We start from the raw sequence: 19800 nt of genomic DNA on the forward strand, positions 1-19800 counted from the left end.
AGATTGAATGGCTAAGTTTTTTATTCATCGCCCAATTTTTGCTTGGGTGATTGCATTGGTCATTATGCTGGCGGGGATTATCACGCTAACAAAAATGCCGATTGCACAATATCCTACAGTTGCACCGCCCAGTATTAGTATTTCTGCAACTTATCCTGGTGCTTCTGCTGAAACTTTAGAAAACACAGTCACCCAAGTCATTGAACAACAAATGAATGGTTTGGATGGGCTACGTTATATCAGTTCTCAGAGTACATCGAACGGAACTGTGTCTATCAGTGTCAACTTTAAACAAGGTGTTGATGCAAACATTGCACAGGTACAGGTACAAAATAAACTGCAAACTGCAACAGCATCTTTACCTGAAGCTGTGCAACGTCAGGGGATTACCGTTAAAAAGTCTGGTGCAAGTTTCTTGCAAGTCCTTGCTTTTTATTCTCCAGACAACGCTTTATCTGATGCCTACATTAAAGATTACGTCAACTCTAACATCAAAGATCCGCTTAGCCGTGTTCAAGGTGTGGGTGAAGTGCAAGTCTTTGGTGGTCAATATGCAATGCGTATTTGGCTAGATCCAGACAAACTAACCAACTACCAACTTACGCCAACTGATGTCAGTAGTGCTATTACTGCTCAAAATGCACAAGTTGCTGTAGGTCAATTAGGTGGTGCCCCTGCGGTAGATGGACAGGTGCTCAATGCAACTGTAAATGCACAAAGTATGTTGCAAACACCTGAACAGTTTGGAAATATCATCCTTAAAAACACCACTTCTGGCGCACAAGTACACCTAAAAGATGTTGCTCGTATTGAACTTGGTGCAGAAAACTATCAGTTCCAATCTAAGTTTAATGGTAAGCCTGCGGCTGGTATTGCAGTTCGTTTATCCACTGGCGCAAATGCTTTAGATACAGCAAAAAATGTTGAAGCTACATTAGCAAAATTACGCCCTACTTACCCAGCTGGTTTAAAAGATGATATTGCCTTTGATACCACACCATTTATTCAGCTTTCAATTGAAAACGTAGTTCATACGCTCGTTGAAGCGATTGTTCTGGTTTTCATTGTCATGTTCTTGTTCTTACAGAACTGGCGCGCAACCATTATTCCAACGCTGGCTGTACCCGTTGTTGTTTTAGGTACGTTTACAGTTATTAACCTGTTTGGCTTCTCAATCAATACCCTTTCGATGTTTGCCATGGTGCTTGCAATTGGTCTATTGGTCGATGATGCGATCGTGGTGGTCGAGAACGTCGAACGTATTATGCAAGAAGAACATCTTGATCCTGTCAGTGCGACTGAAAAGTCAATGAGTCAGATCACAGGTGCACTGATCGGGATTACCAGTGTATTAACTGCGGTATTCGTTCCGATGGCATTCTTTGGTGGGACGACAGGGGTTATTTATCGTCAATTTTCTTTGACCCTTGTGACAGCAATGGTACTTTCATTGACAATTGCCCTTACCTTCACCCCTGCTCTTTGTGCCACAATTTTAAAACAGCATGATCCAAATAAAGCACCAAGCAATAATATTGTTGCGCGTTTCTTTAGAGGATTTAATAACGGGTTTGAGAGACTTTCTGAACGTTATCAGAAAGGTGTAAACCGCATGACCCATCATAAGGTCTTCTCTGCGGTTCTGTATTTAGTTGTGTTTGGTATTTTTGGTTTCGTCTTTAAAGCATTACCAACGTCATTCTTACCTGATGAAGATCAGGGCGTTATCATGACCTTAGTTCAGCTACCAAATAATGCAACTCTTGAACGTACCACAAAGACCCTTGATACCATTACTCAGCATTTCCTTAATCAGGAAAAATCAAGTGTGGCTTCGGTGTTTAGTGTTGCTGGCTTCTCATTTACAGGTCAGGGACAAAACCAAGGTTTGGCATTCGTTAAGTTAAAAGACTGGAGCGAACGTAAAACCCCTGATACACAAGTTTCTGCACTTGTTGGACGCTCAATGGCGCTCAATGGCATGATCAATGATGCTGCGTTGATTTACCCATTACAATTACCTGCAATGCCTGAACTTGGTGTGAGCCAAGGCTTTGACTTCATGTTGAAAGACATCAATGGTCAAGGACATGACAAACTTCTGGCTGCGCGTAATGCAATTTTAGGTTTAGCTGCACAAGATAAACGCTTGATGGCAGTACGTCCTAACGGGATGAATGATACGCCTCAATATAAAATTGATATTGATCAAGCAAAAGCTGGCTCTATGGGTGTAAGTATCTCTGATATTAACAGCACGATGGGCATTGCTTGGGGTGGTAGTTATATCAATGACTTTATTGACCATGGCCGTATCAAAAAAGTTTATCTACAAGGTCAAGCGGACAGCCGCATGATGCCAGATGACTTAAACAAATGGTACATCCGTAACTCTGCGGGAAGCATGGTTCCATTCTCAAGCTTCACCACAGGTCATTGGACATATGGTTCTCCACGTCTTGAGCGTTATAACGGCGTGTCTTCCATGAACATCCAGGGTTCCGCGGCAGCAGGCGTAAGTTCTGGTCAGGCCATGCAAGCGATGCAGGAAATCATGCAAAAGCTTCCGTCTATGGGCTTATCTGGCTTTGACTATGAGTGGACAGGGTTATCTTTAGAAGAGCAAGACTCTGGTAAACAAGGCCCTGCTTTATATGCACTTTCATTGCTCATTGTATTCTTGTGCCTTGCAGCATTGTATGAAAGTTGGTCTGTACCGTTCTCTGTATTGCTGGTTGTACCTTTAGGTTTGGTCGGTGCGGTATCGTTGACGTTCCTTGGGTTATCCATCTTGCACAACCCGAACCTGTCCAATAACATTTACTTTCAGGTTGCCCTGATTGCGGTGATTGGTTTGTCTGCGAAAAATGCAATTTTGATTGTAGAATTTGCAAAAGAACTACAGGAAAAAGGCGAAGATCTATTTGAAGCAACCATGCATGCCGCTAAATTACGTCTACGTCCAATTATTATGACAACCTTAGCATTTGGTTTTGGTGTTTTACCACTTGCCATTTCGACAGGTGCAGGTGCAGGTAGCCAGCACTCTGTAGGTTATGGTGTAATCGGTGGTGTACTAACCTCAACATTCTTAGGTATTTTCTTTATCCCAGTATTCTTTGTATGGATTCGTAGTATCTTTAAATACAAACCGAAGAATACAAATCATCAGGAGCATACATCGTGATGCAACAGGCAAAATCAATTTTTGCACGTGGCTTTGCGGTTTCTACACTTGCGCTTGCTTTGACTGCATGTCAAAGCATGCGTGGTCCAGAACCAGTCGCTAAAGCAGATATTCCAAATAGCTATTCTTACAAAGGAGCAGATGGAACGTCGATTGCCGCTCAAGGGTATAAAGACTTTTTCTCTGATGCCCGTTTAGTACAAGTGATTGATCTTGCACTGCAAAATAACCGTGATTTGCGTACTGCTGCTTTGAATATTCAAAAAGTTCAGCAACAATACCAAATTACTAAAAATGATCAGTTACCTACAATTGGTAGTTCAGCCAGCTTTACTCGTGCTGCATCTACATCAACCAACTACAAGCCCGTTAGTGTTTATCAGGTTGGCCTAGGTGTCACCTCTTATGAGCTTGATTTCTGGGGACGTGTTCGTAGTTTAAAAGATGCTGCTTTAGATAATTATCTGGCAACGCAAAGTGCACATGACTCGACTCAAATTAGCTTAATCAGTCAGGTGGCACAGGCATGGTTAAGTTATTCTTATGCCAATGCAAATCTGCACCTTGCTCAACAAACGCTTGTTGCTCAACAACAGTCGTATAATCTGAACAAACGTCGTTTTGAAGTTGGGATTGACAGCGAAATACCACTACGCCAAGCACAAATTTCGGTAGAAACAGCACGTAATGACGTCGCAAACTACAAAACCCAAATTGCAGAAGCACAAAACTTGTTAAATCTGTTGGTGGGTCAATCTGTACCGACTGAATTACTGCCAGTGCAGACTGTACACAACATTACCCGTCAGTCTGTTTTTGGAACAGGTTTACCGAGTGACTTGCTAAATAACCGTCCCGATATACAACAAGCGCAATATCAACTGAGTGCTGCGGGTGCAAATATTGGTGCAGCGAAAGCACGTTTGTTCCCAACCATCAGCTTAACCAGTTCGGCAGGTTTGGCATCAGCAGATTTATCAGATCTATTTAAATCTGGTTCATTTGTCTGGTCTGTCGCACCGAGTCTGGACTTGCCTATTTTTGACTGGGGAACACGCAAAGCTAATGTAAAAATTTCTCAGACAGATCAGCAAATTGCGTTAACGTCTTATGAGAAATCGATTCAAACCGCTTTCCGTGAAGTCAGTGATGCTCTTGCGATTCGCCAAAATATTGGAGATCGTCTATCAGCACAACGTCGACTAGTTGAAGCAACCAACAGAAACTATCAACTTTCTAGTGCGCGTTTCCGTGCAGGGATTGATGATTATTTGACAGTGTTAGATGCTCAGCGTTCGAACTACTCTGCTGAACAAGGTTTACTCACACTACAACAAGCCAATTTGAACAACCAAATTGAACTCTACAAAACGCTGGGTGGTGGTGTTAAAGCCCAAACCAGCGATGAAGTTCAACATCAACCTTCTAGTCAAGAATTACAACAAAAGTAATTCTGTCTGAAATAAAAAATGCTTACTTCGGTAAGCATTTTTTATAGGTCAAATTCGGATATTGAAAGCTCATCAATCGCATGATTCATCAGAACAGATAAAGCAAGTATCATCGACAAAACACAACTGACGTTTATTTTACTTTTGATTTACGGATCATTTTATACAACCATTGCGGTGCAATACGTGACATTGCCACACCTAGTTTTTCTTTTGCGCCGCCAATCACAATATATTCCTGTCCACTCATCACTGCCCGAATTGCAGCTTTGGCAAATGTATCGACATCGAGTCCTTGCTCAATGGCTTCATCCTGATGTGCCTGTGGTTGCCCCGCACCATTAAGTGCATTAAATGACACATTGGTCTGAACAAACCCCGGGAAAATCACCGCAACGCCAATCCCCTGATCTGCCACTTCGGCACGTAGACTATTTGCCCACATGTGAATAGCAGCTTTTGCAGCAGAATAAGTTGCACGATATTGTGTCCCAATTAACCCTGCAACACTCGACACAAACACAATTTGACCATGACCTTGTGCTAACATTTTAGGCAAAACAATTTTGGTTAAACAGACCTGTGCAAAATAATCAATTTCCATGATTTTACGTTCAGTTTGCATCGATGTTTCACTAATCAAGGCACGTTGACTAATCCCTGCATTATTAATGAGCCAATCTACTTTACCTTTGCGTTGTAAAATCTGCTGATAGGCATCTACCACCTGTTGCTCATTAGTCACATCCATCACCACATAGTCATGTCTTTCTGGTGCGGGTAAATCTTGCAAAACTGCTTTTAACTCATCTTCCCGACGTGCCGACAAAATCACCTGTGCACCTTGTACAGCACAGACTTGAGCCAATGCCCGACCAATCCCCGAAGATGCCCCTGTAATCCACACTACCTGATCGTTTAGGTTTATATTTGACATTACTTTTTCCTTTGATTATTCAGTCGTGTTTTCAGGGTTTAAAAAAGTTAAAAAATGGTCGATATAATAAGGTGCAGACTCCAGATCCACCTCTCGTCCTAAACCTTCTAAGCGTTTATATGCAAGATGGCAACTCATCTGAATCACTCCATTGAGGGTTTTATCCACCACAAAATTAAATTTCAGCATATCTTTGGGATGATGAATCAATTGTTGGATACCTAAATCAATGATCTCAATCAAACACCCAAAAGCTTCAGGAATAGCCACTTTTTCGCCCTCCCTGACACGCTGAATCGTGGCATACGTTTTTGCCACCAAGTCATCATTTACATCATACTTTATAAAAATCTGATTTTGCTGCTGCACAATCATCTCATTAAAATAATTTACAACAGGCGCTAAGCGTTCATTACTGAACAACGCAATTGCCCACGGTAAATACTTTTGAATCGCATGCAACACATGTTCTATGACTTTTTCAGAATCCTGTGCAATTTTATGCCCTTCAGGTTTTCGGATACGACGTTTTTGCTGTTCTAATAACGCAACAAAAACCTGCCGAATAATCTGTACCGCAACATCTGCCAAGACTTCGCCTAAATCATGCGCCTGTTTGTGTTTAACTTTGGCGTTCAATGCGGTCCGAATCTGTAAAAATTTTTGATAAGACTGCGTGTCTACCTGCAAATATACTGCATACGCCATAAAAACGATTACCCCAACTTTTGTTCTATTCCTGCCGTTTCTCGCCTGTTTACAAACCGTAATAAGATGGCGATGGTCAGCTTTACACTTGCGCTATCATCTCAAAAATACGCATCGTTTTAAACATAAACGATGTCGCTTTTCCGCTTCGTCACACCTCACGCAACACTTAAATTTTTTGTTATAATTAAAAGCAATTTTTATTCACTTTTGATCTGTTAATTATGACTGACGCTCAAGCAACAAACGCTCAGAATATTGCTACAACGTACGATCCGACTGAGATCGAAAAGAAATGGTACTCCATCTGGGAAGAAAATGGCTATTTTAAACCATCAGGTCAGGGTGAATCTTTTAGTATTGTGATTCCACCGCCAAACGTGACAGGCAGCCTGCACATGGGGCATGGTTTTAACAATACCATTATGGATGCTTTAACCCGTTATAACCGTATGATGGGTAAAAACACACTTTGGCAACCGGGAACTGACCATGCGGGTATCGCAACGCAAATGGTGGTTGAACGCCAACTTGGCGCGCAAAACATTAGCCGTCATGACTTGGGCCGTGAAAAATTCATCGACAAAGTTTGGGAATGGAAAGAACAGTCGGGTGGCAACATTACACGTCAAATCCGTCGTTTGGGTTCATCTGTAGACTGGTCACGTGAACGCTTCACCATGGATGAAGGTTTATCGAATGCCGTAAAAGAAGTCTTTGTTCAACTTCACGAACAAGGTCTGATTTACCGTGGTAAACGCCTAGTAAACTGGGATCCAAAATTACAAACTGCCCTGTCTGACCTTGAAGTTGAAAACCATGAAGAAAAAGGCTCTTTATGGCACTTTAAATATTTCTTTGAAGATAAATCTGTTAAAACTCAAGATGGCAAAGACTATTTAGTCGTTGCAACAACGCGTCCTGAAACACTATTAGGTGATACAGCAGTTGCGGTACATCCTGAAGATGAACGCTATCAACACCTAATTGGTAAAAACATTGTCTTGCCAATTACAGGACGTTTAGTTGCGATTGTTGCTGATGATTATGTCGAAAAAGATTTCGGTACAGGCTGCGTAAAAATTACCCCTGCACACGACTTTAACGACTACGATTTAGGTCGTCGTAATCACTTGCCAATTATCAATATTTTCAACAAAGAAGCAGCGATTTTGCCTGAGTTTGAATATATTGAAAAAGCTGGCGAACAAATTTCTAAAACCATTACTGCACCTGCGGACTATATTGGTTTAGACCGTTTTGTGGCACGTAAGAAATTAGTCGCTCAAGCCGAAGCTGAAGGCTGGTTAGATCAAATCCAACCTTACGACTTAAAAGCACCACGTGGTGACCGTTCAGGCGTAATCGTTGAGCCACTTTTAACCGATCAGTGGTATATCAAAATTGAACCGCTTGCAAAACCTGCTGTTGAAGCGGTTCAAGACGGACGCATCAAATTTGTTCCAGAACAATACACCAACATGTATATGTCATGGATGAATAATATCCAAGACTGGTGTATCTCTCGTCAACTTTGGTGGGGTCATCGTATTCCTGCTTGGTACGATGCCGAAGGCAACATCTATGTTGGTCGTAGCGAAGAAGAAGTACGTGCCAAAAACAACATTGCAGACAGCGTTGAATTACAGCAAGACGAAGATGTGTTAGACACATGGTTCTCATCTGGTTTATGGACATTCTCAACTTTAGGCTGGACGGGCGATGCTGCTCAAGATGCAGCAAATGACATTTTAAAAACCTTCCACCCAACAGATGTGTTGGTGACTGGTTTTGACATCATTTTCTTCTGGGTTGCCCGTATGATCATGATGACCATGCACTTCATGAAGAATGAAGATGGTACGCCACAAGTTCCATTTAAGACTGTTTACGTTCATGGCTTGGTACGTGATGGCGAAGGTCAAAAAATGTCGAAGTCGAAAGGTAACGTGCTTGACCCACTTGACCTTATTGACGGGATTGACCTAGAAAGCCTTGTTGCTAAACGTACTACAGGTTTGATGAATCCGAAACAAGCCGAGAAAATTGAAAAATCGACTCGCAAAGAATTCCCTGAAGGGATTAATGCCTATGGTACAGATGCAGTTCGTTTCACGTTCTGTGCACTTGCAAACACTGGTCGTGACATCAAGTTCGACTTAAAACGTGTTGAAGGCTACCGTAACTTCTGTAACAAAATCTGGAACGCAACTCGTTTCGTTCTGATGAATGTCGAAGGTCAAACTGTTGGTACTGATGCTCGCCCTGATCTATGGGAACTTCCAGAACAATGGATTATGAGCCGTCTGCAGAAAGCTGAAGCTGCTGTACACCAAGCGTTTGCAACGTATCGTTTAGACCTTGCTGCTCAAGCGATTTACGACTTTATCTGGAATGAATACTGTGACTGGTACGTTGAATTGACCAAACCAGTTCTGAACGATGCAGACGTTTCAGAAGAGCGTAAAGCTGAAGTACGTCGTGTATTGCTTGCAGTGATGGAAGCATCTTTACGTTTGGCTCATCCGTTAATGCCGTATTTGACTGAAGAAATCTGGCAAACTCTTGCACCAATGCTTGGCAAAGGTGGTGCAACCATCATGACAGCGCAATACCCAGTGCCTGAAACTGCAAAAATGAATGACCAAGCCGAAGCAGATATGCAATGGCTACAAGGTTTGATTGGCGCAGTGCGTAACATTCGTGGTGAAATGGGCTTAGGGAATGCGCGCTTATTGCCTGTGTTACTGCAAAATATTTCTGATGCTGAACGTGAGCAAATTGAACGTATTCAACCTTTATTCAAAGCATTGGCTAAAGTTGAAAGCATTGAGTTTTTAAGCCTAGACCAAGAACCACCACTTTCTTCTTCAAGTGTGGTGGGTCATGCGTCTGTGTTTGTACCAATGAAAGGTTTAATTGACCCGAAAGCGGAACTTGCCCGTTTGCAAAAAGACTTGGATAAAGTCCAAAAGCAACATGACCAAATTGCAAATAAACTTGCAAATGAAGGCTTTGTTTCTAAAGCACCAGCAGCGGTGGTTGAAGGTGAAAAAGCGAAGCTTGCTGAGTTTGCTGCTCAGTTAGAGAAAGTTAAGGCGAATATGGAGCAAATTGCTGCGCTTTAATGCAGTGGTTTGATTAAAAAAATCCCCTCATTTGAGGGGATTTTTTATTTATAATTTAATAAATTAAATTATGAAAAATATTATGCCAAAATATGATCTAAAAAACATAATCCATGAAATGCAGGATTCACCAGCTTTAAAATTTTTCCGAGAAATGCAAGATTCTCCTACTGTGAAAGCTATTCGGGAAATGCAAAACTCTCCTGCTATGAAAGCTTTTCGGGAAATGCAGAGCTCTCCTGCTATGAAAGCTTTTCGGGAAATACACGATTCTCCTACTATGAAAGCTTTAAGTGCCATTCGTGCATCACAACAGAAAAGTTTGAGCTCTATTTTCAGTACAAATTTAGAGGCACAACTAAGATTAGGAAGTACTTTAAGTGCTTTACAGCAACATAGTATTAGTTCAGTTTTGCATGAACGAATGATTGATTACTTTTCTTCTCAACCAATTATTCAAGACCTAGAATCAGCTAATGTTCCAATCACCCCCAACAAAGATAATCTAACGGTCAGCTCAACAACTACAACCGAAGAAAATAGTTCTGCTTCGATCATCATTTCCATTATGTTCTCGATTTTTATAAATATTTGTTCGAGTTCAGTATTTAAAAAATTATCCGTAGATGCTGCTTTTGACTTAACTATAGCTTTTGTCTTTGAATATGCTGTTAAACCTTTAGTTGATGAATTAATAAAAAATGATTCTGAAAGAGCCAATTGTAATACTGAACCAGTAGCTAATATTTCCAACCAAGAAACTCTAAATCAATTTCTTGCAAATAAAAGAGTTGTTATAAATACCGTAGACTTTTTTGAGTCACCCAAGAAGAAAAGCTCCATTATTGAGAGCTTACCCTCAGGCACTCTGCTAACAGTTATACCTGATAAAACCATTTCTAAATCATGGTTAAAAGTTCGAATTACATTAGATCAAAGTGAAATTGAAGGTTATGTTTTAAGGCGTTATACATCACCAGTTAAATAACCCCTACTCCAATTCTTTCCCTGAAGGTGAGGGAGTATCCTTTGTGAATTAACTTGTTATTCGATACGCAATGAAGTTCCCTCTCCTCAAAGGAGAGGGTTAGGGAGAGGTCATATTCGAACACTCACCACAAACAACCCACAAATCCCCCAAAACTGATTCAGTATTCCTCAGCACATCATTATTCCAATACCGCACAACTTTCAAACCCAAAGCTTCTAAAAACTTAGTCCGTTCGGCGTCGTAAGCTCGACCATCATCAGTGCCATGCTGACTACCATCTAACTCAATAACCAAACCTATTTCATGGCAGTAAAAATCCACAATATACGGTGCAATCACATGCTGCCTACGAAATTTAAGATTCATAAATCGCTTGGCTCGAAGTAATTGCCACATTAAGCTTTCTGCATCTGTAGCATTACTTCGCATAGTTTTGGCAAATACTAATAATTGTGGGTTTAGCTTCATTCTTTATTTTCCATTTTAATTACCCTCACCCCAGCCCTCTCCCTAGGGGAGAAGGAGTATCCTTTGTGAATTAACTTGTTATTCGATACGCAATGAAGTTCCCTCTCCTCAAAGGAGAGGGTTAGGGAGAGGTTATAAACCCCCACCACCCAACAACATCTCTACCCCACTCACTTTTTTCATATGTTTTAAGCGTTCCTTTTCCCATTTCAACTGCTGCTTTAACTCAGCACAGTCCGCCTCTATAGCTTTATAAACATCGTTGATATGCACATGCTCTGCTTTTACATTCTTGGCTAACTGAAAAGAATCTAAAATCTCAGCTATTTGGCTCTCAAGCTGCTGACTTTGTGCATCTAAAGCCAGTTTATAAAACCGTAACTGTTCGGCTGATAGTTCTTTAGTGCCTAGCCCTTTATTCTGTTCAAGCCGCAACTGGAGCTTGAGTAAATAAAACAAATCCTGCTTTTCATAGGCCTGACTTGCCTGTTGAAACAACTCAGTTTTTTCTTCTTTCTTTGTTTCATCTTGCTCACGGTCTGGGTGAATCATCGCAGCAATTTTTAAGTAAACTGTTTTGAGTGACTGCGCTGCCATTTGCTCAGCTTGTTTACGTTTCTGTTGTTGCCTTTGCTGTTTGGCTTGTTCTCGCGCTTGTTGTTGCTCGGCAGCATACTGCTCAAAGTCTTCTTCTAACTCTGCACGTTGATCAACGCTTTCTTCATATTCAAATTCTACGGAATGAACTTTTTTATTCTTTTTTCCCGACTCTTGTACATGTTGCTGATAAAAGGTCTCGATCTGTTTTACTAAATCCAACTGTTCAGCAGATAGCATTTTGGAACGCTTCAACATTTGTGCAAGCTGAGCAATTTTTTCATCGAGTTGTTGCATGTCTGCTTTGGAAAACTCATGGCTATGTAACATATTCCAAAGTTGATCCAACTGCTGAAATAGCACTTCATGCAAATCATGATACACAGGTATCAGTTTTTGCCGTATGTGCTGTTGAATCTCGGCTTGTGCATTTTGCCAAGTCGTAAGACTCACTTTTTGCTGTTCTATTTTATCAATTAGGCGATTCAGTTTTTTCTGCTGTGCAGACGGTTCAGACCTTCGCTGCACACTCACTTTGAGATCAAAGGACATACTCATCCACCTGAAAAAGAAAAAAGTGTAGCAATAATCAGATCAGGAAGGTAGCAAAGCATGCTTTAAGAGTGAATCAGTATGTTAATTTCTAGTGAATAGAAAGTGGCTTTCTTCGCTTTATCTTCTTCCCTACCCAGCGATTACCCACATTACAATGATCATGAATAAATCGTCACCATATCCAAGCCAATAAAAACCCAACCATTTACAACATAAAAAGTATAAAAAACATGCGATAACTTTAAGCTGTTCTTATTTTTACAAAGAGGCACAGCGCTATGAATCCAAACACTGCCCCTCTACTGATTGTCACCGACTTAGACGGCTCTTTGCTCGATCATCACAGCTATAGCTGGGCAGCCGCAGAACCTTGTTTAAATCGGCTTAAACAACACAATACTCCGATCATGTTTTGTACCAGCAAAACTAAGCCTGAAGTCGAATTATTACAGCAACAAATGGGACTGACAGAACAGCCTTATATCTGTGAAAATGGTGCTATCCTTGCGACAAACCAACAGACAGCGATTATTGCCCGTCAGTCTTCTGCACTCAATTATTTAGAAATAACACGCATTTTAGATCAGCTTAAAAAGAAATATCATTTTCATTTTTCAGGTTTTGCACACGCTTCATTGCAGGAAATTATGCAATGGACAGGGTTAAGCCCGCTGCAAGCCCAATTTGCTAAACAACGCATTGCGTCAGAACCCATTTTATGGCAAGACTCAACCGACCAATTTACACAATTTCAACAGCAGCTTGAACAATATCAACTATGCTTAATTAAAGGCGGGCGTTTTTGGCATGTCATGAATATTGGCAGTAACAAAGGCGTCGCTCTTTCTCACTTTTTACAGCAAGAACAACAACAAGGTCGTTACTGGCAAACTATCGGTTTAGGAGATAGTCCCAATGACCTACCATTACTAGAAGTTACTGATTTTTCAGTGATTATACAGTCAGCACAGTCCCAAAATATTCTATTGCAGCGAAAAGACTCATCGCATATTTTCCATAGCCAACACTCAGGGCCAACAGGCTGGTGTGAAGGCATTTCCTTTTTTATCAATCATTTAAATTTATAAAAAACAGTGAGGTGTATATGTCAGATTTTCATCAAAATGGATGCTTTACCAATTTTCATAACCTCACACGTCGTCCCGTAGAAGAATTAGAACAAGAACTTATCACTTTTTCAAAACGCCGCAAAATGGGGCTGATTTTACCTTCATTATTTTCAGAACTCGAAGGCCCTGCACTTAAACATATTATTGATGAACTCACACAAGTCCCTTATTTAGAAGAAATTGTCATTGGTTTAGATCGGGCGAATCGTGACCAGTTTCTTTACGCAAAAGAATTTTTTAGTCGCCTTCCACAACGCCATCGTATTTTGTGGAACGATGGCCCACGCCTACAAGAAATTGACGCAAAACTAAAAAAAGAGGGATTATCCCCGCTCGAAGCTGGTAAAGGTCGCAATGTCTGGTTTTGTATGGGGTACACACTGGCCTCAGACCGTACAGACTGTGTGGCTTTACATGACTGTGATATTTTAACTTATGATCGTTCTTTACTTGCCCGACTCATTTATCCCGTTGCCAACCCCACCTTTCAATATGTCTTTTGCAAAGGCTATTATTCTCGTATTGCCAATAACAAATTAAATGGTCGTGTCTGCCGTTTACTGGTTACGCCATTATTACGTGCTTTAGAAATGGTCTATGGCAAGCATGATTTTTTAAGTTATTTATCCAATTTCCGCTATGCACTTTCAGGTGAGTTTGCAATGCGAACCCGTGTGCTCAATGGTATTAAAATTCCCGGAGACTGGGGTTTAGAAATTGGAATTTTGTCTGAAATCTATCGAAACTATAGTCCAAAACGCAGTTGCCAGATTGATATCTTGGATCATTATGACCATAAACATCAACCACTTGCCAATGAAGATGGCACGGGTGGCTTAAAGCGTATGAGCAACGACATTATCTTATCGCTGTTACGAAAACTGGCGACTTTGGGAGTTCATGTGACCAGTGATTCTTTTCGGATTTTAAAAGCGGCTTATTATCGTAATGCACTGGATATGATTGATGTTTATCAACATGATGCACAAATGAATGGTTTGTATTTTGATCAACACAATGAAGAAGCGGCTGTCGAGCTATTTACCCAATGTATTTTAGATGCAGGTCAATCCTTTATCGAACGCCCCAATGATCAACCTTTTATTCCAAGTTGGAGTCGGATTGAATCTGCCTTTCCCGATCTTTTTCAGGAAATTTATGATGCAGTTGAAGAGGATAATTTAGGCAATGTTTAAGATAACTTATCCTCTAGCCATGTTTATCATGATGAATGGTAAATTTTTGGAAATAATAAAAAATTAGCTATAAAATTTCATTAACTTACGTAAAAATTCAATCATATCAAGAATAAAAAAACAGACTTGATTGAGATTTTAACCAAGTCTGTTTTTTACTCAATCGATTGATTTTCTTTCCACATATCGCTCAAAAACATAGCGGATATTAGCGCTGTCCATCGGTGGATTTTTAATTTGAATCTGCTTCATCTGTATTACAACTTGTTCATGGTTGTTATGTTGATATCCTTCAATTGGACTATAAAAATTTAACCAGTTTTCATCTAGTGTCTGCTTTTTCCCTAAAGCGTTATAACTGACTTTTTTGACTTGTAAGCACTGAGTCTGCATGACGCCTGCAACACACGGTTTCGTCTGCGGTGCAATTTCTAAATATAACGGTTCAGATGAAGGCTGTGATTTTACAGGAAGCTGACTACACGCTGTAAATAGCCCTAAAGTGACCATCCAATAATGTTTTTTCAAATTGATTCTCCTTAAATGAAAAAAATCACCAACAACATGGCTGCACATAACACATTAAACAGACCTAAAAGCATCGCTAAATCTGTTCGATACCCCGCAATCAATTCAGCAGGGTTAAGTGATTTCAAAGCGACTTTATATTGTCGTATCGACCATAGACTCATCCCTGCTGCCAGTAGCACAATGATGACTGCAAACCATTTACTTAACGTGGCTTTAGCAAGGTGTTCATGTGGATTAAGAAGCTGAATCAGTAAACTTGAACGCTCTAACACAAAACCAAATGCAATCAGCCCTAAACTACTTCTGTTCCAAGCTAGAAGTGTGCGTTCTAAAGCCAAAAGTACCCGTGGGTCTTGTAAATTAGACATTTTTATCCTTTGATATATTTATCATTATGACTATACTCACCTTATTTCTTTCTAATTGATCTGTAAAGTTTTATTCAGAACACCTTTACACCAAACCTATAAAGCACTATTTTTGTGCCATTTTTCCATTTTAGTGCGCAATTTGCGCTATATCGATTCTTTGTTGGTTTTTATTTTTTTCTATCAATATTTCCATCCTGACATTGCTATATTGGTGCATGTTGCATGGTTATACTTGTGCGATTTTCAGTATACGCACTCTTGTAGATCATTATTATGCAAAATATTGACATCTTATTTCTTTTACTTGGGGCCGTCCTTGTTTTAGCCATGCATGCAGGTTTTGCATTTCTTGAGCTTGGAACAGTTCGTCATAAAAATCAGGTCAATGCGCTGAGTAAAATTTTGTCAGATTTCTCTATTTCTGCCATCGCCTATTTCTTTGTAGGTTACTACATTGCTTATGGACAACATTTTTTCCATAGTGGTGCTGACCTTGCTTTACATCATGGTTATAACCTGATGCGTTGTTTTTTCTTACTCACCTTTGCCGCAGCCGTACCCGCAATTATTTCGGGTGGTATTGCCGAACGTGCCAAAATGCGTCCCCAAGCCATTGCCACCTTACTTTTGGTAGGTTTGGTTTATCCTTTTATTGAAGGGCTAATCTGGAATAATAATCTGCATTTTCAAGACTGGCTGCAACAGCATTTCCATGCCACTTTTCATGATTTTGCGGGTTCAGTGGTGGTTCATGCCGTAGGTGGTTGGATGGCGCTTGCTGCGGTATTACTGCTCGGTGCCCGCTATGGTCGTTACCGTAAAGATGGTGCGATTTTCGCGCACCCACCTTCATCGATTCCATTTTTAGCCTTAGGTTCATGGATTTTGATTGTCGGCTGGTTTGGCTTTAATGTAATGAGTGCGCAACGCGTGGATGCGATTTCTGGACTGGTTGCCATTAACTCACTCATGGCAATGGTTGGCGGAACACTGACTGCAAATCTTATGGGTAAAAATGACCCAGGTTTCTTACACAACGGCCCTTTAGCAGGTTTAGTCGCCATCTGTGCAGGTTCAGATATTGTTCACCCTGTCGGTGCATTAATGATTGGTGCAATTGCAGGGGTCTTGTTCGTACAACTGTTTACATATACCCAAAACAAACTCAAGGTGGATGATGTACTTGGGGTCTGGCCTATGCACGGTGTATGTGGTGCATTTGGTGGTATTGCCGCAGGAGTTTTTGGTCAAACATGGCTTGGTGGTTTGGGCAATGTGTCTTTGATTGTGCAATTTATCGGAACGGTTGTTGCAATTGTGATTGCCTTTGCAGGCAGCCTAGTGGTTTATGGCATCTTAAAAGCAACTATCGGGATTCGTCTAACCCAAGAAGAAGAATACCGTGGTGCCGATTTATCGATTCACCGTATTTCAGCAAATGCCGAAGAGAGTAAATTTTAAGCTAGATTTCAAACCAAGATGAGCAAGAGATCAACTGCTCATCTTGCCTCGGGGAAGAAAACGGCCTGGAACATAGCTTCTCTATATGTTTTAACGTAATATAGGTGCCTCGTTTAGATGCAACTTTTTAACATGCAGAAATATCAAGAATTTTTAGCCGCTACTGTCTCTACTCAAATAGAGTCAATTGAGTCTTATGAAATTGATGGTATCAAAGTATGGCTCAAAAAAGCATCAAAACGCCATCCAAAATGGATGTATACCCTTGCTGCTTGGGGTGCTCGTCTGTTTAATGTGCAAATTTTAACCCCTGTGCCAAACTATGGCGGAGCAGCTTCAATTCATTGTGAAGCATCTCGCATTCAAGCATTGGCTGCTATAGGGGTAAATGTTCCTAAAGTGCTTGCCGTTTCAGATCAAGGTTTATTGATTCAAGATAATGCACAGAATAATAATCGACTCATGCAACTTGACCATGCCTTGGCAAATACAGCAGATTTTGATCGGCGCTTTGCATTATTTCAACAGGCTTGCGAAGAGATAAAAAAAATTCATCTTAAACACAACTATTTGAGTGAAGCATTTGCACGAAATATTTTAGTCGATGAACAATTGAATATTTCTTTTATCGACTTTGAAACCGACCCAAATACAATATTAGACTTAGATATTTGTCAGGCACGAGACTGGTTGTGTTTTCTTTTTTCTACTGCCTTTCGCTTTAGCGAACAAGAAAGACCGCAAGTTGAACAGTACTTTTCAAATTTGCTTCAGGATCAGCCTAAAAGTTTAGCTCAATTAAGTAAACTTGGACGACGTTTTGGCTGGCTCAATCAGGTTAAGGTTGAAAAAACAGGAAACGATGGAAAACGTATGAAAATCTTTCTTATGTTCCTGCAAAAATTAGGTCAACCCCAAAGCTGATTTTTCATTGGGCAAGGTCAACGGTAATCTGACCGTGACCTTTAAACCATTTAGTTCAACACTTTTCGCAAAGGTCAATTCACCACCCACTCGCTGAATGGCCTTTTGCACAATAGATAATCCCAAACCGCTTCCTACTTCCAAATGATGATGCACGCGATAAAAGCGTTTTAATACTTCCTCATATTGCGCTTCGGGAATCCCAGGACCACTATCTTCAATAATGATATAGGCATCCTGTTCTCCCCCAGCATAAACAGAAATATTAATCACGCCTGCCTGCGGAGTATATTTAATTGCATTATCAATCAGGTTATAAATCACTGAATGAAGTGTCGGCTCATAACTCTGTAAAAGCACTTCATCATTTCGCTCAAATCCTAAATCAATATCTTTTTCCATCGCAAGATTCATTAATTGCTCAACGCAGCTCAACGCCACATCGTTTAAACAAATCTTCTTCGGCATTTCCATAATATTGATCGAAGCATCTTGTTTAGCCAATGATAATAATTGGCTCACCAAATGCTGAATACGAGCAAGCCCTTTACTCAAATTGATTAACGCATCATTTTCAGGAAAATCACGCAATAAAATTTTTGTTTGTAAATTTAATGCCGTAATCGGTGTTCGTAACTCATGAGCAGCATCGGCTACAAATTGTTTTTGTTCTTGCTGTGTTTTGGAAATACGGTCAAATAAATAGTTAATTTCATGAATGGCAGGCAATAATTCAATTGGATATTGCCCCTCTTCAATATGGCTCAGTTCATTTGAATCCCGTTGTGCCAACTCATTTTTCATATCATCGAGCGGTTTTAAACTGCGTCGGATCATCCAAAAAATAAATAACAACACCACAGGCATAATCAGAATATACGGCAGCACCATACTTCCTGCGAGTTCTAATGCCAGAACTTGTCTTACCCGTTCATGCTGACTAACTTGAATCTGAAATTTTTCAGTTGGCAACACATAGGTATACCACGTGCCATTTCCCGTTTCTCGCTGATAAAACCCTGCTTTCGATACTTTAGGGACCAAAAGCGGATTCTTTTGCACATCTGTTAAATCATCATAAGACCAGATATCAATTAATAATTCTTGATGTAAATAATCCTGATCTAAATTAAAACTCGTGTGCATTTTTCGCAAATGAAAGACTGTTGCTCTTTTTGCCAGAAACTCCATCTGTGTATCTAAAATACGGGTGAGTTCTTTTAATGCAATATGATAGGTTGAAAACATCAAAATGCATGCCATCACCAAACTTAAGAGTGATGTAAATAAAACCAGCCTTGAATTTAATGATGTGCGCTTTGGCATAAAACAGACTCTAGGTTAATGGTGCCCTAGACGATATCCTAACCCACGAATTGTACGAATAAAATCTTTTCCGAGTTTGGCACGTAAATGATGAATATAAACTTCTATCGTATTACTCGAAACTTCACTATCAAAATCGTAAAGTTTGTCTTCTAAATTGGCTTTTGAAAAAATCTTATTCGGATGCGTCATTAAAGGGGTTAAAATTGCCCATTCACGATTAGACAATTCAATAATTTGCCCTTTATATTTTGCAATATGCTGTTCGATATCTAAAATTAAATCACCATTGACCAAGACTTTATCGTTTTGTGTAGTTTGAGCTTCCACCCCTGCACGGCGTAACAAGGCCTGAATACGCGCCAATAACTCTTCAAACTCATAAGGCTTAACTAAATAGTCATCCGCCCCTTGGTTTAAACCATCTACGCGGTTTTCGAGCTGATCTCGTGCTGAAATAATGAGCACAGGAATTTGTGTTTTTTGTCTAATCTGTTTGAGTACCTGCATGCCATCCATCATGGGCAAACCAAGATCTAGAAGTACAATATCAAACTTCTGTTTGGCCAATGTTGCTAAACCATCAACACCATTATTTACCCATTCGACATCAAAACCATGATATTTCAATAAGGTAATCGTTGATTCGGCAATCATAAAATCATCTTCAATTATTAATATCTTGGTCATGCTTTGCACTCTAGTTTGATGCAGTAAGTGAATGCCTTACCTCATCTTGTAAAATGAATCTCCTAAATTCTAGATTCGGATGATTCATTAAAATAAATTTGTACAGAATTTTCCATACCCCTCATCGCACTAAGAAAATCGAGAAGTAT

At 40.2% G+C, this 19800-nt stretch carries 16 protein-coding genes; 8 read left to right on the top strand and 8 right to left on the bottom strand.

Features of this window, described 5'->3' with window-relative positions; all coding sequences use genetic code 11:
* Positions 1-7: 7 nt before the first annotated feature.
* Positions 8-3187 carry an efflux RND transporter permease subunit gene (locus ABDV70_RS02850; protein ID WP_343595246.1) on the top strand — a complete coding sequence of 1060 codons (3180 nt, stop codon included), beginning with the start codon at positions 8-10 and terminating at the stop codon, positions 3185-3187.
* The gene (gene adeC / locus ABDV70_RS02855; RefSeq protein WP_343595482.1) at positions 3187-4638 is read left to right on the top strand and encodes an AdeC/AdeK/OprM family multidrug efflux complex outer membrane factor; all 1452 of its coding nucleotides are present in this window, start codon (positions 3187-3189) and stop codon (positions 4636-4638) included. Before ABDV70_RS02850 ends, adeC begins: the two co-directional genes overlap by 1 nt.
* Positions 4639-4771: 133 nt before the next feature.
* Here the strand turns inward: adeC and ABDV70_RS02860 are convergent, their stop codons facing one another.
* On the bottom strand, positions 4772-5575 hold the full coding sequence (locus ABDV70_RS02860; protein ID WP_343595247.1) for an SDR family NAD(P)-dependent oxidoreductase: 804 nt from the start codon (positions 5573-5575) through the stop codon (positions 4772-4774).
* A gap of 15 nt (positions 5576-5590) precedes the next feature.
* Positions 5591-6283: a hypothetical protein gene (locus ABDV70_RS02865; protein ID WP_343595248.1), complete on the bottom strand. Its 693-nt coding sequence runs from the start codon at positions 6281-6283 to the stop codon at positions 5591-5593.
* 224 nt (positions 6284-6507) lie between these two features.
* On the opposite strand from ABDV70_RS02865, the gene ABDV70_RS02870 reads away from it, so the two are divergent.
* Positions 6508-9411, top strand: coding sequence for a valine--tRNA ligase (locus tag ABDV70_RS02870; protein ID WP_343595249.1), 2904 nt, complete (start codon positions 6508-6510; stop codon positions 9409-9411).
* A 70-nt stretch (positions 9412-9481) separates the two neighbouring features.
* Entirely contained in the window at positions 9482-10399 is a 918-nt protein-coding gene (locus ABDV70_RS02875) for a hypothetical protein (protein WP_343595250.1), read from the top strand.
* Positions 10400-10498: 99 nt separating this feature from the next.
* Here ABDV70_RS02875 and ABDV70_RS02880 read toward each other — a convergent pair whose 3' ends face one another.
* Entirely contained in the window at positions 10499-10870 is a 372-nt protein-coding gene (locus tag ABDV70_RS02880) for an endonuclease domain-containing protein (protein WP_343595252.1), read from the bottom strand.
* Positions 10871-11002: 132 nt separating this feature from the next.
* Positions 11003-12019: a molecular chaperone DnaJ gene (locus ABDV70_RS02885; RefSeq protein ID WP_343595253.1), complete on the bottom strand. Its 1017-nt coding sequence runs from the start codon at positions 12017-12019 to the stop codon at positions 11003-11005.
* Positions 12020-12300: 281 nt separating this feature from the next.
* Here ABDV70_RS02885 and ABDV70_RS02890 point away from each other — a divergent pair, with 281 nt between their 5' ends.
* Positions 12301-13110 carry an HAD-IIB family hydrolase gene (locus ABDV70_RS02890; protein ID WP_343595254.1) on the top strand — a complete coding sequence of 270 codons (810 nt, stop codon included), beginning with the start codon at positions 12301-12303 and terminating at the stop codon, positions 13108-13110.
* A gap of 17 nt (positions 13111-13127) precedes the next feature.
* Entirely contained in the window at positions 13128-14348 is a 1221-nt protein-coding gene (locus ABDV70_RS02895; RefSeq protein ID WP_343595256.1) for a glycosyl transferase, read from the top strand.
* 159 nt (positions 14349-14507) lie between these two features.
* Here ABDV70_RS02895 and ABDV70_RS02900 read toward each other — a convergent pair whose 3' ends face one another.
* Positions 14508-14876 (bottom strand): DUF4377 domain-containing protein, encoded by a 369-nt coding sequence (locus ABDV70_RS02900; RefSeq protein WP_343595259.1) that lies wholly within the window; start codon positions 14874-14876, stop codon positions 14508-14510.
* Positions 14877-14887: 11 nt separating this feature from the next.
* Entirely contained in the window at positions 14888-15247 is a 360-nt protein-coding gene (locus tag ABDV70_RS02905) for a DUF202 domain-containing protein (RefSeq protein ID WP_343595260.1), read from the bottom strand.
* Positions 15248-15523: 276 nt separating this feature from the next.
* On the opposite strand from ABDV70_RS02905, the gene ABDV70_RS02910 reads away from it, so the two are divergent.
* Together ABDV70_RS02910 and ABDV70_RS02915 are read left to right on the top strand one after the other, a co-directional pair.
* The gene (locus tag ABDV70_RS02910; RefSeq protein ID WP_343595261.1) at positions 15524-16711 is read left to right on the top strand and encodes an ammonium transporter; all 1188 of its coding nucleotides are present in this window, start codon (positions 15524-15526) and stop codon (positions 16709-16711) included.
* A gap of 117 nt (positions 16712-16828) precedes the next feature.
* Positions 16829-17635 carry a hypothetical protein gene (locus ABDV70_RS02915; protein ID WP_343595262.1) on the top strand — a complete coding sequence of 269 codons (807 nt, stop codon included), beginning with the start codon at positions 16829-16831 and terminating at the stop codon, positions 17633-17635.
* On the opposite strand, the gene ABDV70_RS02920 is transcribed toward ABDV70_RS02915, so the two are convergent.
* Positions 17615-18961: an ATP-binding protein gene (locus tag ABDV70_RS02920; protein WP_343595263.1), complete on the bottom strand. Its 1347-nt coding sequence runs from the start codon at positions 18959-18961 to the stop codon at positions 17615-17617. The genes ABDV70_RS02915 and ABDV70_RS02920 overlap by 21 nt on opposite strands.
* Positions 18962-18976: 15 nt before the next feature.
* Positions 18977-19651, bottom strand: coding sequence for a response regulator transcription factor (locus tag ABDV70_RS02925; RefSeq protein WP_343595265.1), 675 nt, complete (start codon positions 19649-19651; stop codon positions 18977-18979).
* Positions 19652-19800: the final 149 nt, after the last annotated feature.

Source organism: Acinetobacter sp. (assembly GCF_039596015.1).
In the GTDB taxonomy this organism is placed as follows: domain Bacteria; phylum Pseudomonadota; class Gammaproteobacteria; order Pseudomonadales; family Moraxellaceae; genus Acinetobacter.